A 15,079-nucleotide genomic window follows, 5' to 3' on the forward strand; every position below is an offset into this window, starting at 1 on the left:
CGCCTCACCCCTCGTACACAGGGGCGATCCGTCGTACGCAGGGACGACGGTCCGGCTCAGTTCCAGGCGTTGTTCTGGTTCTGGGCGTGGGACCCGTGCTGCCCCATGCCGTACTGAGCGCCCAGACCCTGGCCGATCTGGGCACTCTGCGGCGGCAGTACCTCGCTGGGCTGCACCAGGGCGAAGCCCTGGCCGAGGAAGCTGAGCTCCCAGCCCTCGCCGGTGTTGCCGCGTCGGCGGAAGACACCCGAGGAGTGCGTCTGGGCCTGCATCTGTACCCGCAGCGAGCTGGACCAGGCGACGATCGCGTCGGCGTCGGCGTTGACGTACTTGTCGGGCGTGACCTGCATCATCAGCGGCTGACCGGAGGTCATCAGCGCGACCTTGCCGGTGCCGGAGATGTTGAGCTGGTACTTGCCGGTGCCCGAGATGCCGTACTGGCTGTCCACCGCGATGACCTCGGTGTGGAGGGACGAGTCGAGCGCCAGGACGTAGGAGCTGTCCACCGTCAGACCGTCGCGGTCGACGTCCACCACGTGGACGTACTGCGCGAGGTTGGCGAGGTAGACCGTGCCCTGCCCGGAGCAGCGCATCAGGTCGAGGCCCTCACCCGTGCTGGCGCGGGCGCGGCGCTGTCCCTGCGACTGGTACTCGCCGTCGAACTCCATCAGGCCCTGGTACGCGACCATGGCCCCCTTACGGGCGAGGACGTCGTCGTGGCCGGTCAGCGAGACCCGCAGAAGCTGCGGGTTCTGGACCGTGTACCGGTCCTGGGACTGCTGTTCCGTATAACTGAAAAGCGGACTCTGCATGGTGTGTGCTCCCTCCCCGTCAGTTCCGGACCCGCAGGCGGTCGGTACTGTCCTCGCTCGGCTGGACGACGACGATCCCCTGGCCGGAGAAGGCCATCTGGAACGCCTCGCCGCTGCCCCGCCCGATGAGCGAGGAGGCCTTGAAGCTGCGCTTGCCCTTCACCTTCAGGTTCGGGGACCACGCCACGAGGGCGTCCGGGTCGACGTACGTCTCGTCCTCGCCGCGTCCGCAGTCGACGACGATCGGCGTGCCGCGCGAGGTGATCGCGACCCAGCCGGTACCGGAGACACAGACGTTCCACAGACCCTGGCCGGCGAACTTGGCGAGCCCCTTGACCCTTTCGACGCCCCACGTGAGGTGGCTGTCGAAGGCGAGGAGGTTGGTGCCGTTGACCGAGAGGGAGTCGTTGTTGAGATTGATGACGACCACGTCGGCGCCGTAGTCGGCGAGGTAGAGCAGGCCGTCTCCGGCACACTTCATCAGGGGCGCGCCCTCGCCGGTGATCCACTGGGAGGCCATCTGACGGACGGCGGGCGGGTTGGGCTCGTACTGGATGAAGCCCTCGTACGCCACCATCGAGCCGGTGCGCGCGTACAGGTCCTGGCCGGTCGCCATGGCGACCTTCAGCATCGAATGGCCGTGGTTCTCCATCCGGGCCGTGACGGGGGTCGGGGCGTAGCCCGCGAGTTGCTGATTCATGACGGGCTCCCTCAGACCTCGTAGGGCTGGACGACGATGAAGTTGCCGGGAGCTCCCCGGAACTGGAGGTTCACGGTCTCCCCGCTGTGCCCGGGATAGGCGTTGCGGCGCAGCCGGACCTGACTGGAGATGATCACCTGGGACGCGGCCGACCACGCCACGACGGCGTTGCAGTCGGCGAAGGTGGTCGGGGTGACCGGCAGGACGACGGGGACACCGTGGGTCTTGACGACGACGGTGCCCGCGCCCTGGAACTGCATGGTGAACAGGGCGCCACCGGGAATGCCGTGGCCCTCGATCCTGCGGACCTCGTACTGCAGCGTCTCGTCGAAGGCGAGGACGCTCTCCGCCGAGACGCAGATGCCGTCGCCCTGGAGCTCGATGGCGTGCAGATGGGAGCCGTCCTCGGCGAGGAAGACCTGCCCCCGGCCGGTACAGCGCATCAGCTGCATTTCCTGACCGGTGGCATTGCCGACCATCCGGCCCGCGAAGCCTGCGCCCTTGTAGCCGAAGTCGACCTTGCCCTGGTACATCACCATGCTGCCCTGCCGGGCCAGCACTCCGCTTCCACCCATGGTGAGGTCGACGCGCATCAGCTGCTGGTTCTGCGAGGTCCAGCGCTGACCGGTGGCGGTCTCCTTGTACGGCTGGAGCGCGGCCTGAAGACCGGCCCCGGCCTGCGGAACCCCCTGGGGCACACCCTGCGGAGCGCCCGGCGGCATGCCCGGCGCCTGCTGCCCGTACGGGGCCGGAGCGGGCTGCCCGTACGGCGCGGGGGCCTGCTGTCCGAACGGCGCGGGCGCCTGCGCCGGGACCTGCCCGAACTGCGGCTGCTGGGGCGGCTGCCCCGGCTGCCCGTACGGAGCGGGCGCGGGCGGCTGCCCCGGCTGGCCATAGGGAGCGGGCGCGGGCGGCGGCACGCTGCCGCCCTGCGGAGCCAGCGGCGCCGCTATGGTCGGCGCGGCGTGCATCTGCTGCTGCGGCGTGGGAGCAGGCGCCTGAGCCGCCGGGGCGCCGAAGGACGGCGCGGGCTGCGGGGCCTGCGGTGCGGCCGGGGCGCCGAAGGACGGCGCGGGGGCCGACGCCTGTGCGGGCGGGGCGAACGACGGGGCTGCGGACTGCGGCTGGGGGGCGGCGGGGGCCTCCTCGGCGACCTCGCCGCCGAAGTTCCTGAGCAGCGCGTCGAGCCCGCCGTCGAAGCCCTGGCCGACGGCGGCGAACCGCCAGACGTCCTTGAGGTAGAAGTCACCCAGCATCACCGCGCGCTCGGTGGTGAACTCCGAGCCCGTGAAGGCGTACCTGACGACTTCCTCGCCACCCGCGACGATCCGGATGTACCCGGGACCGACCTGCGACATCTGTCCGGCACCGTCCAGCGTCGCGGTGAAGGACAGCTTGTGGATGTTCGCCGGAATGCGGTCCAGAGTGACGCGGAACGACTCCGTGTCACCGGCCTGCGCACCGAGGAGCTGAATGGACTCCTCGGGCGATTTCGGCTGATTGAAGAAGATGAAATAACGGTCGTCGGAGAGCTGCTCATTGGCATCGAGGCCGAAGCAGCTGATGTCAAAGGTCAGTCCCGGGCCGGCGATCTGCACACCTACGTACAGGTCCGTCCCCGGCGTGAGATCGCTGATCTTGGCCTTGTGGCCGCGTTGGAATTCCCTGGCCATGCGTAACGACCGTCCCCCATCCGGAAGGTGAATGCGTCGCGTCAGGCTAACCGCAAACTCGGGCATCGGACCAAGCCGGTACAGACCCGGTACAAAATCGCGAACGCCACTCACCGCGTGCGGCAGGGTGTCACTCACCGCGCGCGGCGGACATACAACTCACCGGTTGCACCCCCGTCGCACCGGGCGTCACTCACCGCGCGCGGCAGGCAGGTGCGGCAACCGGTCGGCGGCCACCACCCCTTCGAGATAGCCCCGCGCCCGCTCCGTACGGGGGTAGGCGTCGAGAAGTCTCCAGAACCGCGGCCCGTGGCCGGGTACCAGGAGATGGGCCAACTCGTGGACGAGCACGTAGTCGACGACGTACTCCGGCATGCCCTGCAGACGGTGCGAGAGCCGGATGCTGCCCTCGGCCGGGGTGCACGACCCCCAACGGGTGTTCTGGTTGGTCACCCACCGGACCGAGAGAGGCCGCGCTCTGCCCTCGAAATACTGGGCGGACAGACGCTCCGCCCGCTCCGCGAGCTCGCTGTCGCCGAGGATCCGTTTGTTCTCCTGGGCGGCGAGCTTGTCGAGCATCACACTCACCCAGCGCCGCTCCTCGGCGTCGGACATCCGGGCGGGAATCAGCACGATGGTCCGGTCGCCCTCGCGGTACGCGGAGACCGTTCTGCTGCGACGGTTGCTCCTGCGAACCTCGACCGCGCTCGTCGCCGAGGCACGGGGCGGATGGTCGGCCGCACTGCGCCGGTGGGTTCCGGCGCCGCGCGCGGAAGTCTCCCCGGCGAAGCCGGGTGACGGGTCGGCGGGCACGCCACGACGTTACCCGCTGTCAGTGGGGGAAGTCCCGCCTCCGGGTCGGTTCACACATGATCCACCTCAAGGCTTGCACCATTTGAACGACTAATACCCCCGCCTGTGGATAACTTTTCGCACGGTTCCGCGGCGCGCCTCATTCTGGCAATGGATCTCACAACGCCACACAGACCGGGGGAAGCCGTGCATCCGATGTTGAAGCCCGCACTGCGCCGCGCATGGCGCGGCACCGGCACCGTGCAATTCGGTGTGACGCCCGCACATGCGGTCAAGGTCGGACCGATGGATATCGCGACGGGCTGTTTCCTGGAACTGCTGGACGGAACGCGCGGGATGTCCCTGCTGCGCGCAGAGGCCAGGGCGCTTGACCTGAATGACCATCAAGTGGACACACTCGTGGCGCGGTTGATGGACGCGGGACTCGTCGACGACGTCCGGGCGGGCGGCCCGGAAGCCGACGCGCTACGGAACCGGGTGGACGTGCTGGAGCGTCACCGGCCCGACCTGGCGTCACTCTCCGTCGTCCATCCCGAACCAGGGGGAGGGCTGCGGCGGCTGGCGGCACGCCGCTCCATGCGTGTCCAGGTGCGGGGCGCAGGCCGGGTCGGGGCGGCGATCGCGGCCGTGCTCGCGGGGTCGGGGGTGGGCCGGGTCGAGGTCCTGGACGGCGGATGTGCCGAGTCGGCCGATGTGTCCCCCGGGGGGCTGCCGGCCTCGGCGGTCGGCGAGCGCCGGGACTCGGCGGCGCGGCAGCTGGTCCGCCGCTCCTTCCCCGGTCCCGCGCCCCGGAGCGTGCAGCCGGCGGCCGGACGCGCCGGCGGGGAGCCGGGGCTGTCCCTGATCGTCGTCGCCCCTCGCGACGGCCTGACCGGTTATGTTCCCGATCCGCGCACCGCCGAGCCGTGGATCGCCTCGGGCACACCGCATCTCTATGCCGGGGTCATCGAGGCCACCGGATTCGTCGGACCGCTGGTACTGCCGGGCGGCACGGCCTGTGCGGGTTGCCTCGATCTGAACCGGCGCGACCATGATCAGCAGTGGCCGCGGATGCTGGCTCAGTGGCAGTCCGGGCGGCGTACCGCCGTCCAGGCCTGCGATCTGGGCCTGGCGACAGCGGTGGCGGGACTTGCGGCGTCCCATGCGCTGGCCTTCCTCGACGGCGAGCTGCCGGGCAGCACCGGGGCCCGCTGGGAGGCGGCATTGCCGCTGTTGGACTGGCGGTCGGAGCAGATCGGGGCACACGTCGGCTGTTCCTGCGGAGCGGGTGGGCACACTGAGGGGGTGCGCGCCTCCGGGGCCGGCACGGCGCACGACACAATGGCCGGGTAACCGCCGCACGCAGCGCGGCAGTCTGGGATTTGGAGGGGCATATGTCTGATCTTCCCCGGAAGGCGGTCACCCGAACCGCCAAGCTGGCCGCGCTGCCGTTGGGGTTCGCCGGCCGTGCCACGTGGGGGCTGGGAAAGCGCATCGGCGGAAAGTCCGCGGAACTGGTGGCCCGAGAAGTACAGCAGCGCACCGCCGATCAGCTCTTCAAGGTGCTGGGTGAACTGAAGGGCGGGGCCATGAAGCTCGGGCAGGCCCTGTCCGTCTTCGAGTCCGCTCTCCCCGAAGAGGTCGCAGGCCCCTACCGTGCGGCCCTGACGAAACTCCAGGAGGCCGCTCCTCCCCTGCCGAGCGCCACCGTCCACGCCGTGCTGGCGGAGCGGCTCGGCGAGGACTGGCGGGAGCTGTTCCTGAAGTTCGAGGACAAGCCGTCGGCAGCCGCCTCGATCGGGCAGGTGCACCGGGCGGTGTGGCACGACGGCCGGGCCGTCGCCGTGAAGGTGCAGTACCCGGGCGCGGGCGAGGCCCTGCTCTCCGACCTCACTCAACTCAGCCGGTTCGCCCGGCTGCTCGGCCCGCTGGTTCCCGGCATGGACATCAAGCCGCTCATCACGGAGCTGCGGGACCGGGTGTCGGAGGAACTGGACTACGCACAGGAGGCGCGGTCGCAGCGCCAGCACGCCGAGGAGTTCGCGGACGACCCCGACGTGGTGGTGCCCGGGGTGGTCCATCAGGCCGATCAGGTACTGGTCACCGAATGGATCGACGGCGTGCCGCTGGCCGATGTGATCGCCGACGGAACCCCCGAGCAACGGGACCGGGCCGGGCAGCTGCTGGCCCGGTTCCTCTTCTCCGGACCCGCACGCACCGGGCTGCTGCACGCGGACCCGCACCCCGGCAACTTCCGGCTGCTGCCCGTGGACCCCGCCTCGGCAGCGGATGGCCAGGCCGGTCAGGAGGACGGTGCCGTGGATGCCGGAACGGATCGGTGGCGCCTGGGGGTACTGGACTTCGGCACGGTGGACCGGCTGCCGGGTGGGCTGCCTCAGACCATCGGGGACTCCTTGCGGCTGACGCTCCAGGGAGATGCGGACTCCGTGTACGAACTGCTGCGTGCGGAAGGGTTCGTCAAGGACTCGATCGACCTCGCGCCGGACGCCGTCCTCGACTACCTCCTTCCGATCATCGAACCGGCCGAGGTCGACGAGTTCACCTTCAGCCGCTCCTGGATGCGCAGCCAGGCCGCGCGGATAGCGGACCCGCGTTCGCCCGCTCATCAGCTGGGCAAGCAGCTGAACCTGCCGCCCGCCTACCTGCTGATACACCGGGTGACTCTGAGCACGATCGGGGTGCTGTGCCAGCTCGGCGCCAAGGTCCGGCTGCGGGAGGAACTGGAGTCCTGGCTCCCGGGGTTCCTGCCGGTGGAGGAGGAGGTCTCGCCGGCCGGGGAGACATCCTCCGCGGGCGGGCCGACGAGGTGTGAAGCCGTGGCCGAGGACGAGGCGATGGACGAAGCCACGGCTCCCGCGGACATCACGTAGCCGCTGCCCAGCCGGCCGGGCGGGGCTCCATCGGCGTCACCACCAGGCGGAGTCGAGGCGGCCCTCGATGGCCCGGATGTGGGTACGGGCGCAGTCGTCGCAGAAGTAGCGGCGGCTGCCGTTCTCCACGGAACAGAGCCAGGTCGGCGGTGCGTTCTCGCTCCCGGCGCGGGCTCCGCACAGGGCGCACACGACGTCCGCGGTGCCGCCGGGTCCGGAGCGATGCGTCTCCTCGTCCACCTCGTGACGATATCTCGCGCGCGGGAATCCGGCGCGGCGCCAGTGGCATCGGCGGCACGGGCTCGACCGGCTCGGCACCGTGAGACCGGCTCGGCACCGGCCAGGACACGGCCGCGGGGCCGGTCCGAGTGGACCGGCCCCGCGACAGAGGTACGGATATGGGGTCCTGCTCGCCGGGGGCAGAGAGCGGCTGCCCCCGGCGGAAACTGCCGGCGTGCGGTACTGCTGGGTTCAGTGCATGACCGCCATGGCCAGCGCGCGGCGGGCGCGCATCGAGGCGCGCTCGGCCCGGCGCTGCATCCGCCGCGCGGTGATCAGGCGCACGGCCTGACGCTCCACGGCGGATTCCCGCAGGCGGTCGTGCATATGCGCACGAGCCAGGGCTTCTGGGATGAGTTGCATCTCGCGGGTCCTGTTCTGACGCGAGTCGTTCGCGCCGATGATGGTGACGTTCGGTGTCGCGGAGCCGACGGGCTCCCTCGTGGGGATGGTCATTGGTGCCTGGTTTCGGGGGTCGTGGGTCAGGGGACGGTCGATGGTTCCGATGCGTTTCATGGGCTTGGGGGCCGTGACCCCCAGGTCGGCGGTCACGCCGCGACCGGGTTCTTGCGGGGACGGCCACGCGGCCGCTTGCGAGCGACGACGACGCCCTGGATGAAGAGCTCGCCACCCCAGACACCCCACGGCTCGCGGCGCTCCTTGGCACCGGCGAGGCAGGCCTCGACGAGCGGACAGGTGCGGCAGAGGGACTTGGCGTACTCGACGTCGGCCGGCGACTCGGCGAAGAAGACCTCGGGGTCGTAGGAGCGGCAGGGGACGGGTACGCCGAGGTTCTCGATGGCGTCGTCGAGCGCCGTGAGCGCGGTGAGGGGGATCAAGGTGGAGTCCTCCGTGAGGCCGGGCGGGGGGATCGTTTCGGAAGGCGGTACGGACGGGGCGTGCGCTTCGAGTTGCACGGTGGTGGTGTCCTCGTCTGGTCGTTTCCGGCCTGTTGGCCGGGGGGCGGCTGGTACCAGGTCTTGCTTGTCCCGAGGCTCCTTCGTGCCGTCTCGTCCGTTCGGACAAAACAAAAGGGCCGCGGATCCCGAGTGGGGTTCCGCGGCCCTGAAGGCGCCGGTCCGATCGTCGATCAGACTGGATCACTCCAGGGTTCAGGCCCACGGAAGGCCCACATCGTGTGGTGGTGCGTCGTCTTCTTGGCTCCGGCTTCCGCTCCCGCACCGACGGCCGCAAAGGCATAGGCCTGGGCCTGTCCCTTCGCTACTGCTGCTGCCGGTGCCAGAGCCGGTCGCTCATTGCGCTCCCGCACAGGAAGGCCGGCCAGAGGCAGCGGGCTGACGGCGGAAATGCCGGACATACCGGTGCCACGAAGCGAGGAATCCGAAGAGCAGGCGAGGCCGAGCGAGCAGGCGGAGACGACCGAGAGATCGGTCATTTTGTTGGTCTCGATGATGCTGATCACTTCAATCGCCTCCTCTCGGCGTCTCTGGGGACCGGCAGGGCCGGTCCTACGTATTCGGATAAGTACAGCACAGGGTCAGGGCTTCAGAGAAGTCGCTGTTCCCGTGGTTAAGAACCTATGGTGATGACTGGGGCGGGCGCAAACTATTTTTTCGACGAGTTTTTCTCACATCTCCTCGTCGACCGTCGCGGACTCCTCAACCCCGTCCCCACCTGCGCAGATATCCAGGACGGCGGCTCCGAACCGGCCCAGCTTCCGCGCGCCGACCCCGGAGATCCCGGCCAGTTCGCCCTCGGTGCCGGGCACCGCCTCGGCGATGGCCATCAGCGTCTTGTCGGTGAACACGCAGTACGCGGGCTGGCCGATGTCCTGTGCCCGCCCCGCGCGCCAGTCGCGCAGCCGTTCGTAGAGCGCCTCGTCCATGTCGGACGGGCAGTCGTCGCAGCGCATCAGCTTCATCTCACCGGCATCCGTCAGCGTCTTGCCGCAGACCCTGCACAGTGCGGGTCCGCGCCGCTTGCGCCGGGCCGCGGCCGGGCGCTCGATCCCGCCGCTGCCGCCTGCCGTCACCCGGCCGCCGGGCGCCGCCGAGCCGGGGCGCAGCCCGTTCAGGAACCGGCTCGGCCTGCGGCCGGCCCGGCCACCGGGTGAGCGGGCCAGCGACCACGACAGCGAGAGATGGAAACGGGCCCGGGTGACACCGACGTAGAGCAGCCGGCGCTCCTCCTCGATCTGCTCGTCCGTCTTCGCGTAGGTGATCGGCATCATGCCCTCGGTCAGCCCGACCAGGAACACGGCGTCCCACTCCAGTCCCTTCGCCGAGTGCAGCGAGGCCAGCGTGACCCCCTGGACGGTGGGGGCGTGCTGGGCGGCCGCCCGCTCGTCCAGTTCGGCGACCAGGTCGGACAGTGTCGCCCCCGGCCTGGCCTGTTCGAAGTCCTCGGCCAGCCGGACGAGGGCGGCCAGCGATTCCCAGCGGTCGCGCACCGCTCCCGAGCCGGTGGGCGGTTCGCTGCTCCACCCCTTGGTGGAAAGCACCGCCCGCACCTCGGAGGGCAGTCCCTCCGCATCGTCGAGCAGGGAGTCGTTGCCCCCTGCCCGGGCCGCCCCGCGCAGGGCGACGCCCGCCTCCCGTACCTCCGGGCGGTCGAAGAACCGCTCCGCGCCCCTGAGCTGGTACGGCACGCCTGCGTCCGCGAGGGCCTGCTCGTAGACCTCGGACTGGGAGTTGACCCGGTAGAGCACGGCGATCTCACCGGCCGGGACTCCGGCGGCGATCAGATCCCGGATACGGCGGGCGGTGCCCTCGGCCTCGGCGGGCTCGTCCGCGTACTCCAGGTAGGCGGGTTCGGGGCCGGTCTCGCGCTGCGAGACCAGTTCGAGCCGGTGCTCGGCCGCCCGGCCCCGGGCCTGCGAGAGCAGACCGTTGGCCAGATGGACGACCTGGGGTGTGGAGCGGTAGTCGCGGACGAGTTTGACCACGGTGGCCCGGGGGTGGCGGGTACGGAAGTTGAGCAGGTGGTCGGGGGTGGCTCCGGTGAAGGAGTAGATCGTCTGGCTGGCGTCGCCGACGACACAGAGGTTGTCCCGGTCGCCGAGCCAGAGGTCGAGGAGCCGCTGCTGGAGCGGGCTCACGTCCTGGTACTCGTCGACGACGAAGTGCTGGTACTGACGGCGCACATGGTCGGCGATGTCGTGCCGGTCCTGGAGGATGCCGACGGTGAGGAGCAGCACGTCCTCGAAGTCGATCACCGTGCGGTCGCGCTTCAGCTGTTCGTACATCGCGTAGACCTGCGAGATCTCGGCAGGATCGCGCGGGGCGTCGCGCTGGGACTTGGCGACCACGGCCGGGTAGTCGCCGGGGACGGTCTGGGTGACCTTGGCCCACTCGATCTCGCTCGTGACATCGCGCAGCTCATTGCGGTCGAGCCGGATGCGGCAGCGGGCCGCCGCCTCGGCGACCAGCTGGACCTTGCGCTCCACCAGCCGGGGCAGATCGCCACCGACTGCTTTCGGCCAGAAGTACTGGAGCTGGCGCAGCGCCGCGGAGTGGAAGGTCCGGGCCTGCACCCCGCCCGCGCCGAGCTGGCGCAGGCGCCCGCGCATCTCACCGGCGGCACGGTTGGTGAACGTGACGGCCAGCACACTCGTCGGCTGGAGTATCCCCGCGCGCACCCCGTACGCGATGCGGTGCGTGATGGCCCGCGTCTTGCCCGTACCGGCTCCGGCCAGCACGCATACCGGGCCCTGCAGGGCCTCGGCGACCTCGCGCTGCTCGGGGTCGAGCCCGTCGAGGACGGCGTCGGCGGTGTCGGGGACCTGGGGGAAGAGGGTGGAGTGCGTTGCTGATGTCACCCCGCCATGCTGCCAGGTCGGAAGGGGCGGCCGCGGAAGTTGTCCACAGGGCCGCCCCGTCCGTCGTACTAATCGGGGGCAGGCCCGGGAATGGTGGCCAGGTCACGTGCGTTCTCCTTCCGTGCGGCAACGCATGTCCCCCGATTCACGTGTGACGGACGAGACGTAGACGCGAGGGGCGGGATGTGGCGGGACTGCCGCGACCGATGAGACAGAGGAGCGCGAAGACATGCCGGGCACTGTGACGATGTACAGCACCACGTGGTGCGGCTACTGCCGTCGGCTCAAGGGCCAGATGGACCGCGAGGGCATCGCGTACACCGAGATCAACATCGAGCAGGACCCGGAGTCGGCGGCCTTCGTCGAGAAGGCGAATGGCGGAAACCAGACGGTCCCGACCGTGCTCTTCCCCGACGGCTCGACCCTGACGAACCCGAGCCTCGCGCAGGTGAAGCAGGCGCTGGGCGTCTGAACCCCTGCCGCACACGACCCCCGACCGGCCCGGCGCCGGTTCGGGGGTCTTCGCATGTCCGCCGCCGCGCAACCTGCATGCCCGACCGCGCATGACCGGCATGCCCTCCCCAGTGCAACCGGCATGCCCGGCCACGCATGACCGGGCATGCCCGACCGCACACGACGAGCGCCGGATCGAAGGCCTCGCACGACCGTCCTCGCACGGCGGGCGCCGGATCGGGGAGGCCTCGCACGACCGCCCGCGCACAACCGGCGCCCGGTCGGAAAGGCCTCGCATGCCCGCCCGCGCACAACCGGCGCCCGGTCGGAAAGGCCTCGCATGCCCGCCCCCGCACAACCGGCGCCCGGTCGGAAAGGCCTCGCATGCCCGCCCCCGCGTGACCGGCGCCGGATCAATGGCTCTTCGTATGTCCGCCCGCGCGGGACCGGCCCGGCGATAGCGTGATCGGTATGACGACCGAGGACGAGGCGGCCGGCGAGGCGCTGGCCGGAGGCACGGTGAACGCGGGGGCGGTCGTCCGCCGGGGTACGTGGGTGGAACGGCCGGCGCCGCACCACGTACACGCCCTCCATGCCCATCTCCTCGCGCTGAAGGAGTCCGGCTTCGACGCGGCGCCCACGCCCGTGGGCCTCACCGCCGACGGCCGTGAACGGCTGACGTTCGTTCCCGGTGACGTGGCTCTGCCGCCGTTTCCGGCCTGGGCGATGACGGCACCCGCACTGGAGTCGGTGGGGGTCCTCCTGCGCCGCCTGCACGAGACCGCGGCGGGCATCGCGGTCGACACGGACGTCGAGTGGCCCCCGGACCTCGCCGACCCGGAGGGCGGAACGGTGGTGTGCCACAACGACGTGAGCCCGGACAACGTCGTCTTCCGCGACGGCCGTGCCGCCGCCCTGATCGACTTCGACCTGGCGGCTCCCGGCCGTCCGCTCTGGGACGTCGCCATGACCGCCCGCTACTGGGTACCCATGCTTGATCCGGAATCCGCGGCTTCCCTGTATCCCCCCGGGCTGGACGCGCCCGCACGGCTGCGGATCCTCGCCGACGGCTACGGCCTCTCTCCGGAGGACCGCGCCGCCCTGCCCGGCACGGTCGAACAGGCCACGGAGGTCTGCCGGGCGTTCGTCGCCCGTCGCGTGGCCGGTGGAGATCCCGGCTACCTCCGCATGCTGGCCGAGCGTGGCGGCTGGCAGCGCTGGGACCGTATGCGGGACTGGCTGGCCGCCCACCGCGAGACGTTCACGGCCGCGCTGCTCGGCTGACCCGGCGGGGCCGCCGGGTCCGGGTCAGCTCGCGCGGACCGGCTTCGGGAGCGGCTTGCCGTACCAGATCTCGATCAGGCGGGCGGCGATCGAGATGCCGAACGGCGGCAGGATCTCGCCCGACTCGAAGGCGGCCGTCAGTTCCTCGCGGGAGAACCAGCGGGCCTCCTCGATCTCCTCGCCGTCGACGTTGATGTCGTACGTCGTGGCCCGGGCCATGAAGCCGAGCATCAGGCTGGAGGGGAAGGGCCAGGGCTGGCTGGCGATGTACTCGACTTCGCCGACGGTGATGCCCGCTTCCTCGAACACCTCACGGGCCACGGACTGCTCGATGGACTCGCCCGGCTCGACGAATCCGGCCAGGGTGGAGAACCGGCCCTCGGGCCAGTGGACCTGGCGGCCCAGCAGTGCGCGGTCCTGGTCGTCGGTGACGAGCATGATGACCGCGGGGTCGGTACGCGGGTAGTGCTCGGCGCCGCAGGCCTGGCAACGGCGGATGTGGCCGGCCGCCGCGATGACCGTGCGTTCGCCGCAGCGCGAGCAGAAGCGGTGCAGCCGCTGCCAGTTCTCCAGCGCCACCGCGTGCACCATCAGCCCGGCGTCGCGGGCACCGAGGAGCAGGCCCGCCTCGCGCAGGCCCGCCGGGCGCGCCGACTGGTCCATGCGGCCCGGCAGCGTGTCCTTCTGGAGGGCGAAGTAGCTGACCCCGTCGTCATCGGTGCCGAGGAAGTAGCGGTGGGTCTCGGTGACCGGGGCCTCGAAGGCGGGGGTCATCACGAGTTCGGTGCCGTCGGCGGTGTCGTCGATCAGCACCTGCCCGCCGGAGACGACGAAGACCCGGGTCGTCGGGTGGCTCCACGCGGCGGCCAGCCAGGCCTCGTCGAGGCGGTGGTGCGCCGCGCGGTCGATGCCGCTCGGCGCGGTCAGACCGATGGGCCGGTCCGTGGTGGCGTTGTCGAAGGTGCTCACAGGTGCTTCCTACTCCCCCGGGATGGATCGGGTGTTCAGAGGATTCAGCGGAGTGCGGCTGCCAGTTCGCCCCAGAGGTGGGCGGTGGTCTCCACACCCTTGAACAGCAGGTCGAGTTCGACCTTCTCGTTGGGGGCGTGCCAGCCGTCGGACGGTACGGAGATGCCCAGGAAGAGGACGGGTGCGCCGAGCACGTCCTGCAGGTCGGCGGCGGGTCCCGAGCCTCCTTCGCGGGTGAAGAGGATCTTCTGGCCGAAGGCCCGTCCCATCGCGCGGGCCACGGCCTGCAGCGCGGGGTGGTCCAGGGGCGTGAGACAGGGGCGGGTGGCCGGAAGGAAGGTGATCCGGTGGCGGACGCCGGCCGGGATGCGGTCCTCGGCCCAGGCCTGGACAGCCTTCCTGATGTGGTCCGGGTCCTGGCCGGCGACCAGGCGGAAGCTGATCTTCGCCACAGCGGAGGTCGGGATGATCGTCTTGCTTCCCGCGCCCTGGTAGCCGCCGCCGATGCCGTTGACCTCGGCGGTGGGGCGGGCCCAGATGCGTTCCAGCGTGGAGTAGCCGGCCTCACCGGACGCCGCCTGCGACTTGGCGGTACGCAGCCAGGTGGCCTCGTCGAAGGGCAGTGCGGCGAAGAGTGCGCGCTCGGTGTCGGTGAGCTCGGCCACGCCGTCGTAGAAGCCGGGAACGGCGACCCGGCCGTCGGCGTCGTGGAGCGCCGCGACGAGGCGGGCGATCTCCGTCGCCGGGTTCGGGACGGCGCCGCCGAACGATCCGGAGTGGATGTCCTGGTCAGGTCCGTGCAGTTCGATCTCGCATTCGGCGAGGCCGCGCATGCCGGTGCAGACGGTCGGGGTCCTCTCGTCCCACATGCCGGTGTCGGAGACGATCACGGCGTCCGCCGTGAGGCGGTCGGCCCGCTGCTCCACGAGGGCGCGGAAGTGCGGCGAGCCGGACTCCTCCTCGCCCTCGACGAGGAGCTTGAGGTGGACGGCGGGGGTGGTGCGGCCGGTGGTGGCGAGGTGGGCCCGCACGCCGAGGGTGTGGAAGAACACCTGCCCCTTGTCGTCGGCCGCGCCGCGCCCGTACATCCGGCCGTCACGGATCACGGGCTCGAACGGGTCGGTGTCCCAGCCGTCCTCGCGGGCGGCGGGCTGCACGTCGTGATGTCCGTAGACGAGGACCGTGGGTGCGTCGGGGTCGTCCGAGGGCCACTCGGCGAAGACGGCGGGCGCACCGTCCGTCTCCCAGATCTCGGTGACCGGGAAGCCGGTCTCCTTCAGCTTGGCGGACAGCCACGCGGCACTGCGCCGTACGTCTCCGTCGTGTTCCGGCTGCGCGGATACGGACGGGATGCGCAGCCACTCCGCGAGGTCGTCGAGGAAGGCCGCGCGGTGCTGCTCGGTGTACGTACGGACGGCGCTGTCCGGGGTGTCGCTCATGACCTTCAG

General features: G+C 70.7%; 15 protein-coding genes. 4 read left to right on the forward strand and 11 right to left on the reverse strand.

Annotated elements, in window-relative coordinates; all coding sequences use genetic code 11:
* Positions 1-56: 56 nt before the first annotated feature.
* The 4 genes from ACIQMX_RS01365 to ACIQMX_RS01380 form a co-directional block, all read right to left on the reverse strand.
* Positions 57-812: an AIM24 family protein gene (locus ACIQMX_RS01365; RefSeq protein ID WP_363066488.1), complete on the reverse strand. Its 756-nt coding sequence runs from the start codon at positions 810-812 to the stop codon at positions 57-59.
* A 19-nt stretch (positions 813-831) separates the two neighbouring features.
* The gene (locus ACIQMX_RS01370) at positions 832-1,512 is read right to left on the reverse strand and encodes an AIM24 family protein (protein ID WP_219567577.1); all 681 of its coding nucleotides are present in this window, start codon (positions 1,510-1,512) and stop codon (positions 832-834) included.
* An 11-nt stretch (positions 1,513-1,523) separates the two neighbouring features.
* Positions 1,524-3,185 carry a TerD family protein gene (locus tag ACIQMX_RS01375; protein ID WP_363066490.1) on the reverse strand — a complete coding sequence of 554 codons (1,662 nt, stop codon included), beginning with the start codon at positions 3,183-3,185 and terminating at the stop codon, positions 1,524-1,526.
* 189 nt (positions 3,186-3,374) lie between these two features.
* Positions 3,375-3,998, reverse strand: coding sequence for a M48 family metallopeptidase (locus ACIQMX_RS01380; RefSeq protein WP_363066492.1), 624 nt, complete (start codon positions 3,996-3,998; stop codon positions 3,375-3,377).
* A gap of 186 nt (positions 3,999-4,184) precedes the next feature.
* Here ACIQMX_RS01380 and ACIQMX_RS01385 point away from each other — a divergent pair, with 186 nt between their 5' ends.
* Together ACIQMX_RS01385 and ACIQMX_RS01390 are read left to right on the forward strand one after the other, a co-directional pair.
* Positions 4,185-5,330, forward strand: a complete 1,146-nt coding sequence (locus ACIQMX_RS01385; RefSeq protein WP_363066494.1) for a ThiF family adenylyltransferase — start codon at positions 4,185-4,187, stop codon at positions 5,328-5,330.
* Between the two features lie 41 nt (positions 5,331-5,371).
* Complete coding sequence (locus ACIQMX_RS01390) at positions 5,372-6,868, forward strand: ABC1 kinase family protein (protein WP_402474312.1); 1,497 nt, start codon at positions 5,372-5,374, stop codon at positions 6,866-6,868.
* A 36-nt stretch (positions 6,869-6,904) separates the two neighbouring features.
* Here the strand turns inward: ACIQMX_RS01390 and ACIQMX_RS01395 are convergent, their stop codons facing one another.
* From ACIQMX_RS01395 to ACIQMX_RS01415, 5 genes are all read right to left on the reverse strand, one after another.
* Positions 6,905-7,108, reverse strand: coding sequence for a hypothetical protein (locus tag ACIQMX_RS01395; RefSeq protein ID WP_363066498.1), 204 nt, complete (start codon positions 7,106-7,108; stop codon positions 6,905-6,907).
* Between the two features lie 231 nt (positions 7,109-7,339).
* Positions 7,340-7,663: a hypothetical protein gene (locus ACIQMX_RS01400; RefSeq protein ID WP_219572284.1), complete on the reverse strand. Its 324-nt coding sequence runs from the start codon at positions 7,661-7,663 to the stop codon at positions 7,340-7,342.
* Between the two features lie 32 nt (positions 7,664-7,695).
* Positions 7,696-8,064, reverse strand: coding sequence for a WhiB family transcriptional regulator (locus tag ACIQMX_RS01405; RefSeq protein WP_030915514.1), 369 nt, complete (start codon positions 8,062-8,064; stop codon positions 7,696-7,698).
* A gap of 173 nt (positions 8,065-8,237) precedes the next feature.
* Positions 8,238-8,570, reverse strand: a complete 333-nt coding sequence (locus ACIQMX_RS01410; protein ID WP_148020610.1) for a hypothetical protein — start codon at positions 8,568-8,570, stop codon at positions 8,238-8,240.
* Between the two features lie 165 nt (positions 8,571-8,735).
* Positions 8,736-10,925 carry an ATP-dependent DNA helicase UvrD2 gene (locus ACIQMX_RS01415; protein WP_402474315.1) on the reverse strand — a complete coding sequence of 730 codons (2,190 nt, stop codon included), beginning with the start codon at positions 10,923-10,925 and terminating at the stop codon, positions 8,736-8,738.
* A gap of 229 nt (positions 10,926-11,154) precedes the next feature.
* On the opposite strand from ACIQMX_RS01415, the gene ACIQMX_RS01420 reads away from it, so the two are divergent.
* Positions 11,155-11,397, forward strand: a complete 243-nt coding sequence (locus ACIQMX_RS01420) for a mycoredoxin (RefSeq protein WP_363066503.1) — start codon at positions 11,155-11,157, stop codon at positions 11,395-11,397.
* 452 nt (positions 11,398-11,849) lie between these two features.
* Complete coding sequence (locus ACIQMX_RS01425) at positions 11,850-12,662, forward strand: phosphotransferase (protein ID WP_402474317.1); 813 nt, start codon at positions 11,850-11,852, stop codon at positions 12,660-12,662.
* Between the two features lie 24 nt (positions 12,663-12,686).
* Here the strand turns inward: ACIQMX_RS01425 and nudC are convergent, their stop codons facing one another.
* Entirely contained in the window at positions 12,687-13,631 is a 945-nt protein-coding gene (gene nudC / locus ACIQMX_RS01430) for an NAD(+) diphosphatase (protein ID WP_363066507.1), read from the reverse strand.
* A 44-nt stretch (positions 13,632-13,675) separates the two neighbouring features.
* Positions 13,676-15,070: a dipeptidase gene (locus ACIQMX_RS01435; RefSeq protein ID WP_363066509.1), complete on the reverse strand. Its 1,395-nt coding sequence runs from the start codon at positions 15,068-15,070 to the stop codon at positions 13,676-13,678.
* Positions 15,071-15,079: the final 9 nt, after the last annotated feature.

This window comes from Streptomyces sp. NPDC091416, assembly GCF_044756845.1.
In the GTDB taxonomy this organism is placed as follows: Bacteria; Actinomycetota; Actinomycetes; order Streptomycetales; family Streptomycetaceae; genus Streptomyces.

What these genes read in the sequence shown, in the direction of transcription:
- ACIQMX_RS01390 (WP_402474312.1), top strand. Translation starts at nt 5,372, where the DNA reads ATGTCTGATCTTCCCCGGAAGGCGGTCACCCGAACCGCCAAGCTGGCC.
- ACIQMX_RS01400 (WP_219572284.1), bottom strand. Translation starts at nt 7,663, where the DNA reads ATGAAACGCATCGGAACCATCGACCGTCCCCTGACCCACGACCCCCGA.
- ACIQMX_RS01435 (WP_363066509.1), bottom strand. Translation starts at nt 15,070, where the DNA reads ATGAGCGACACCCCGGACAGCGCCGTCCGTACGTACACCGAGCAGCAC.
- ACIQMX_RS01370 (WP_219567577.1), bottom strand. Translation starts at nt 1,512, where the DNA reads ATGAATCAGCAACTCGCGGGCTACGCCCCGACCCCCGTCACGGCCCGG.
- ACIQMX_RS01425 (WP_402474317.1), top strand. Translation starts at nt 11,850, where the DNA reads ATGACGACCGAGGACGAGGCGGCCGGCGAGGCGCTGGCCGGAGGCACG.
- ACIQMX_RS01375 (WP_363066490.1), bottom strand. Translation starts at nt 3,185, where the DNA reads ATGGCCAGGGAATTCCAACGCGGCCACAAGGCCAAGATCAGCGATCTC.
- ACIQMX_RS01420 (WP_363066503.1), top strand. Translation starts at nt 11,155, where the DNA reads ATGCCGGGCACTGTGACGATGTACAGCACCACGTGGTGCGGCTACTGC.
- ACIQMX_RS01365 (WP_363066488.1), bottom strand. Translation starts at nt 812, where the DNA reads ATGCAGAGTCCGCTTTTCAGTTATACGGAACAGCAGTCCCAGGACCGG.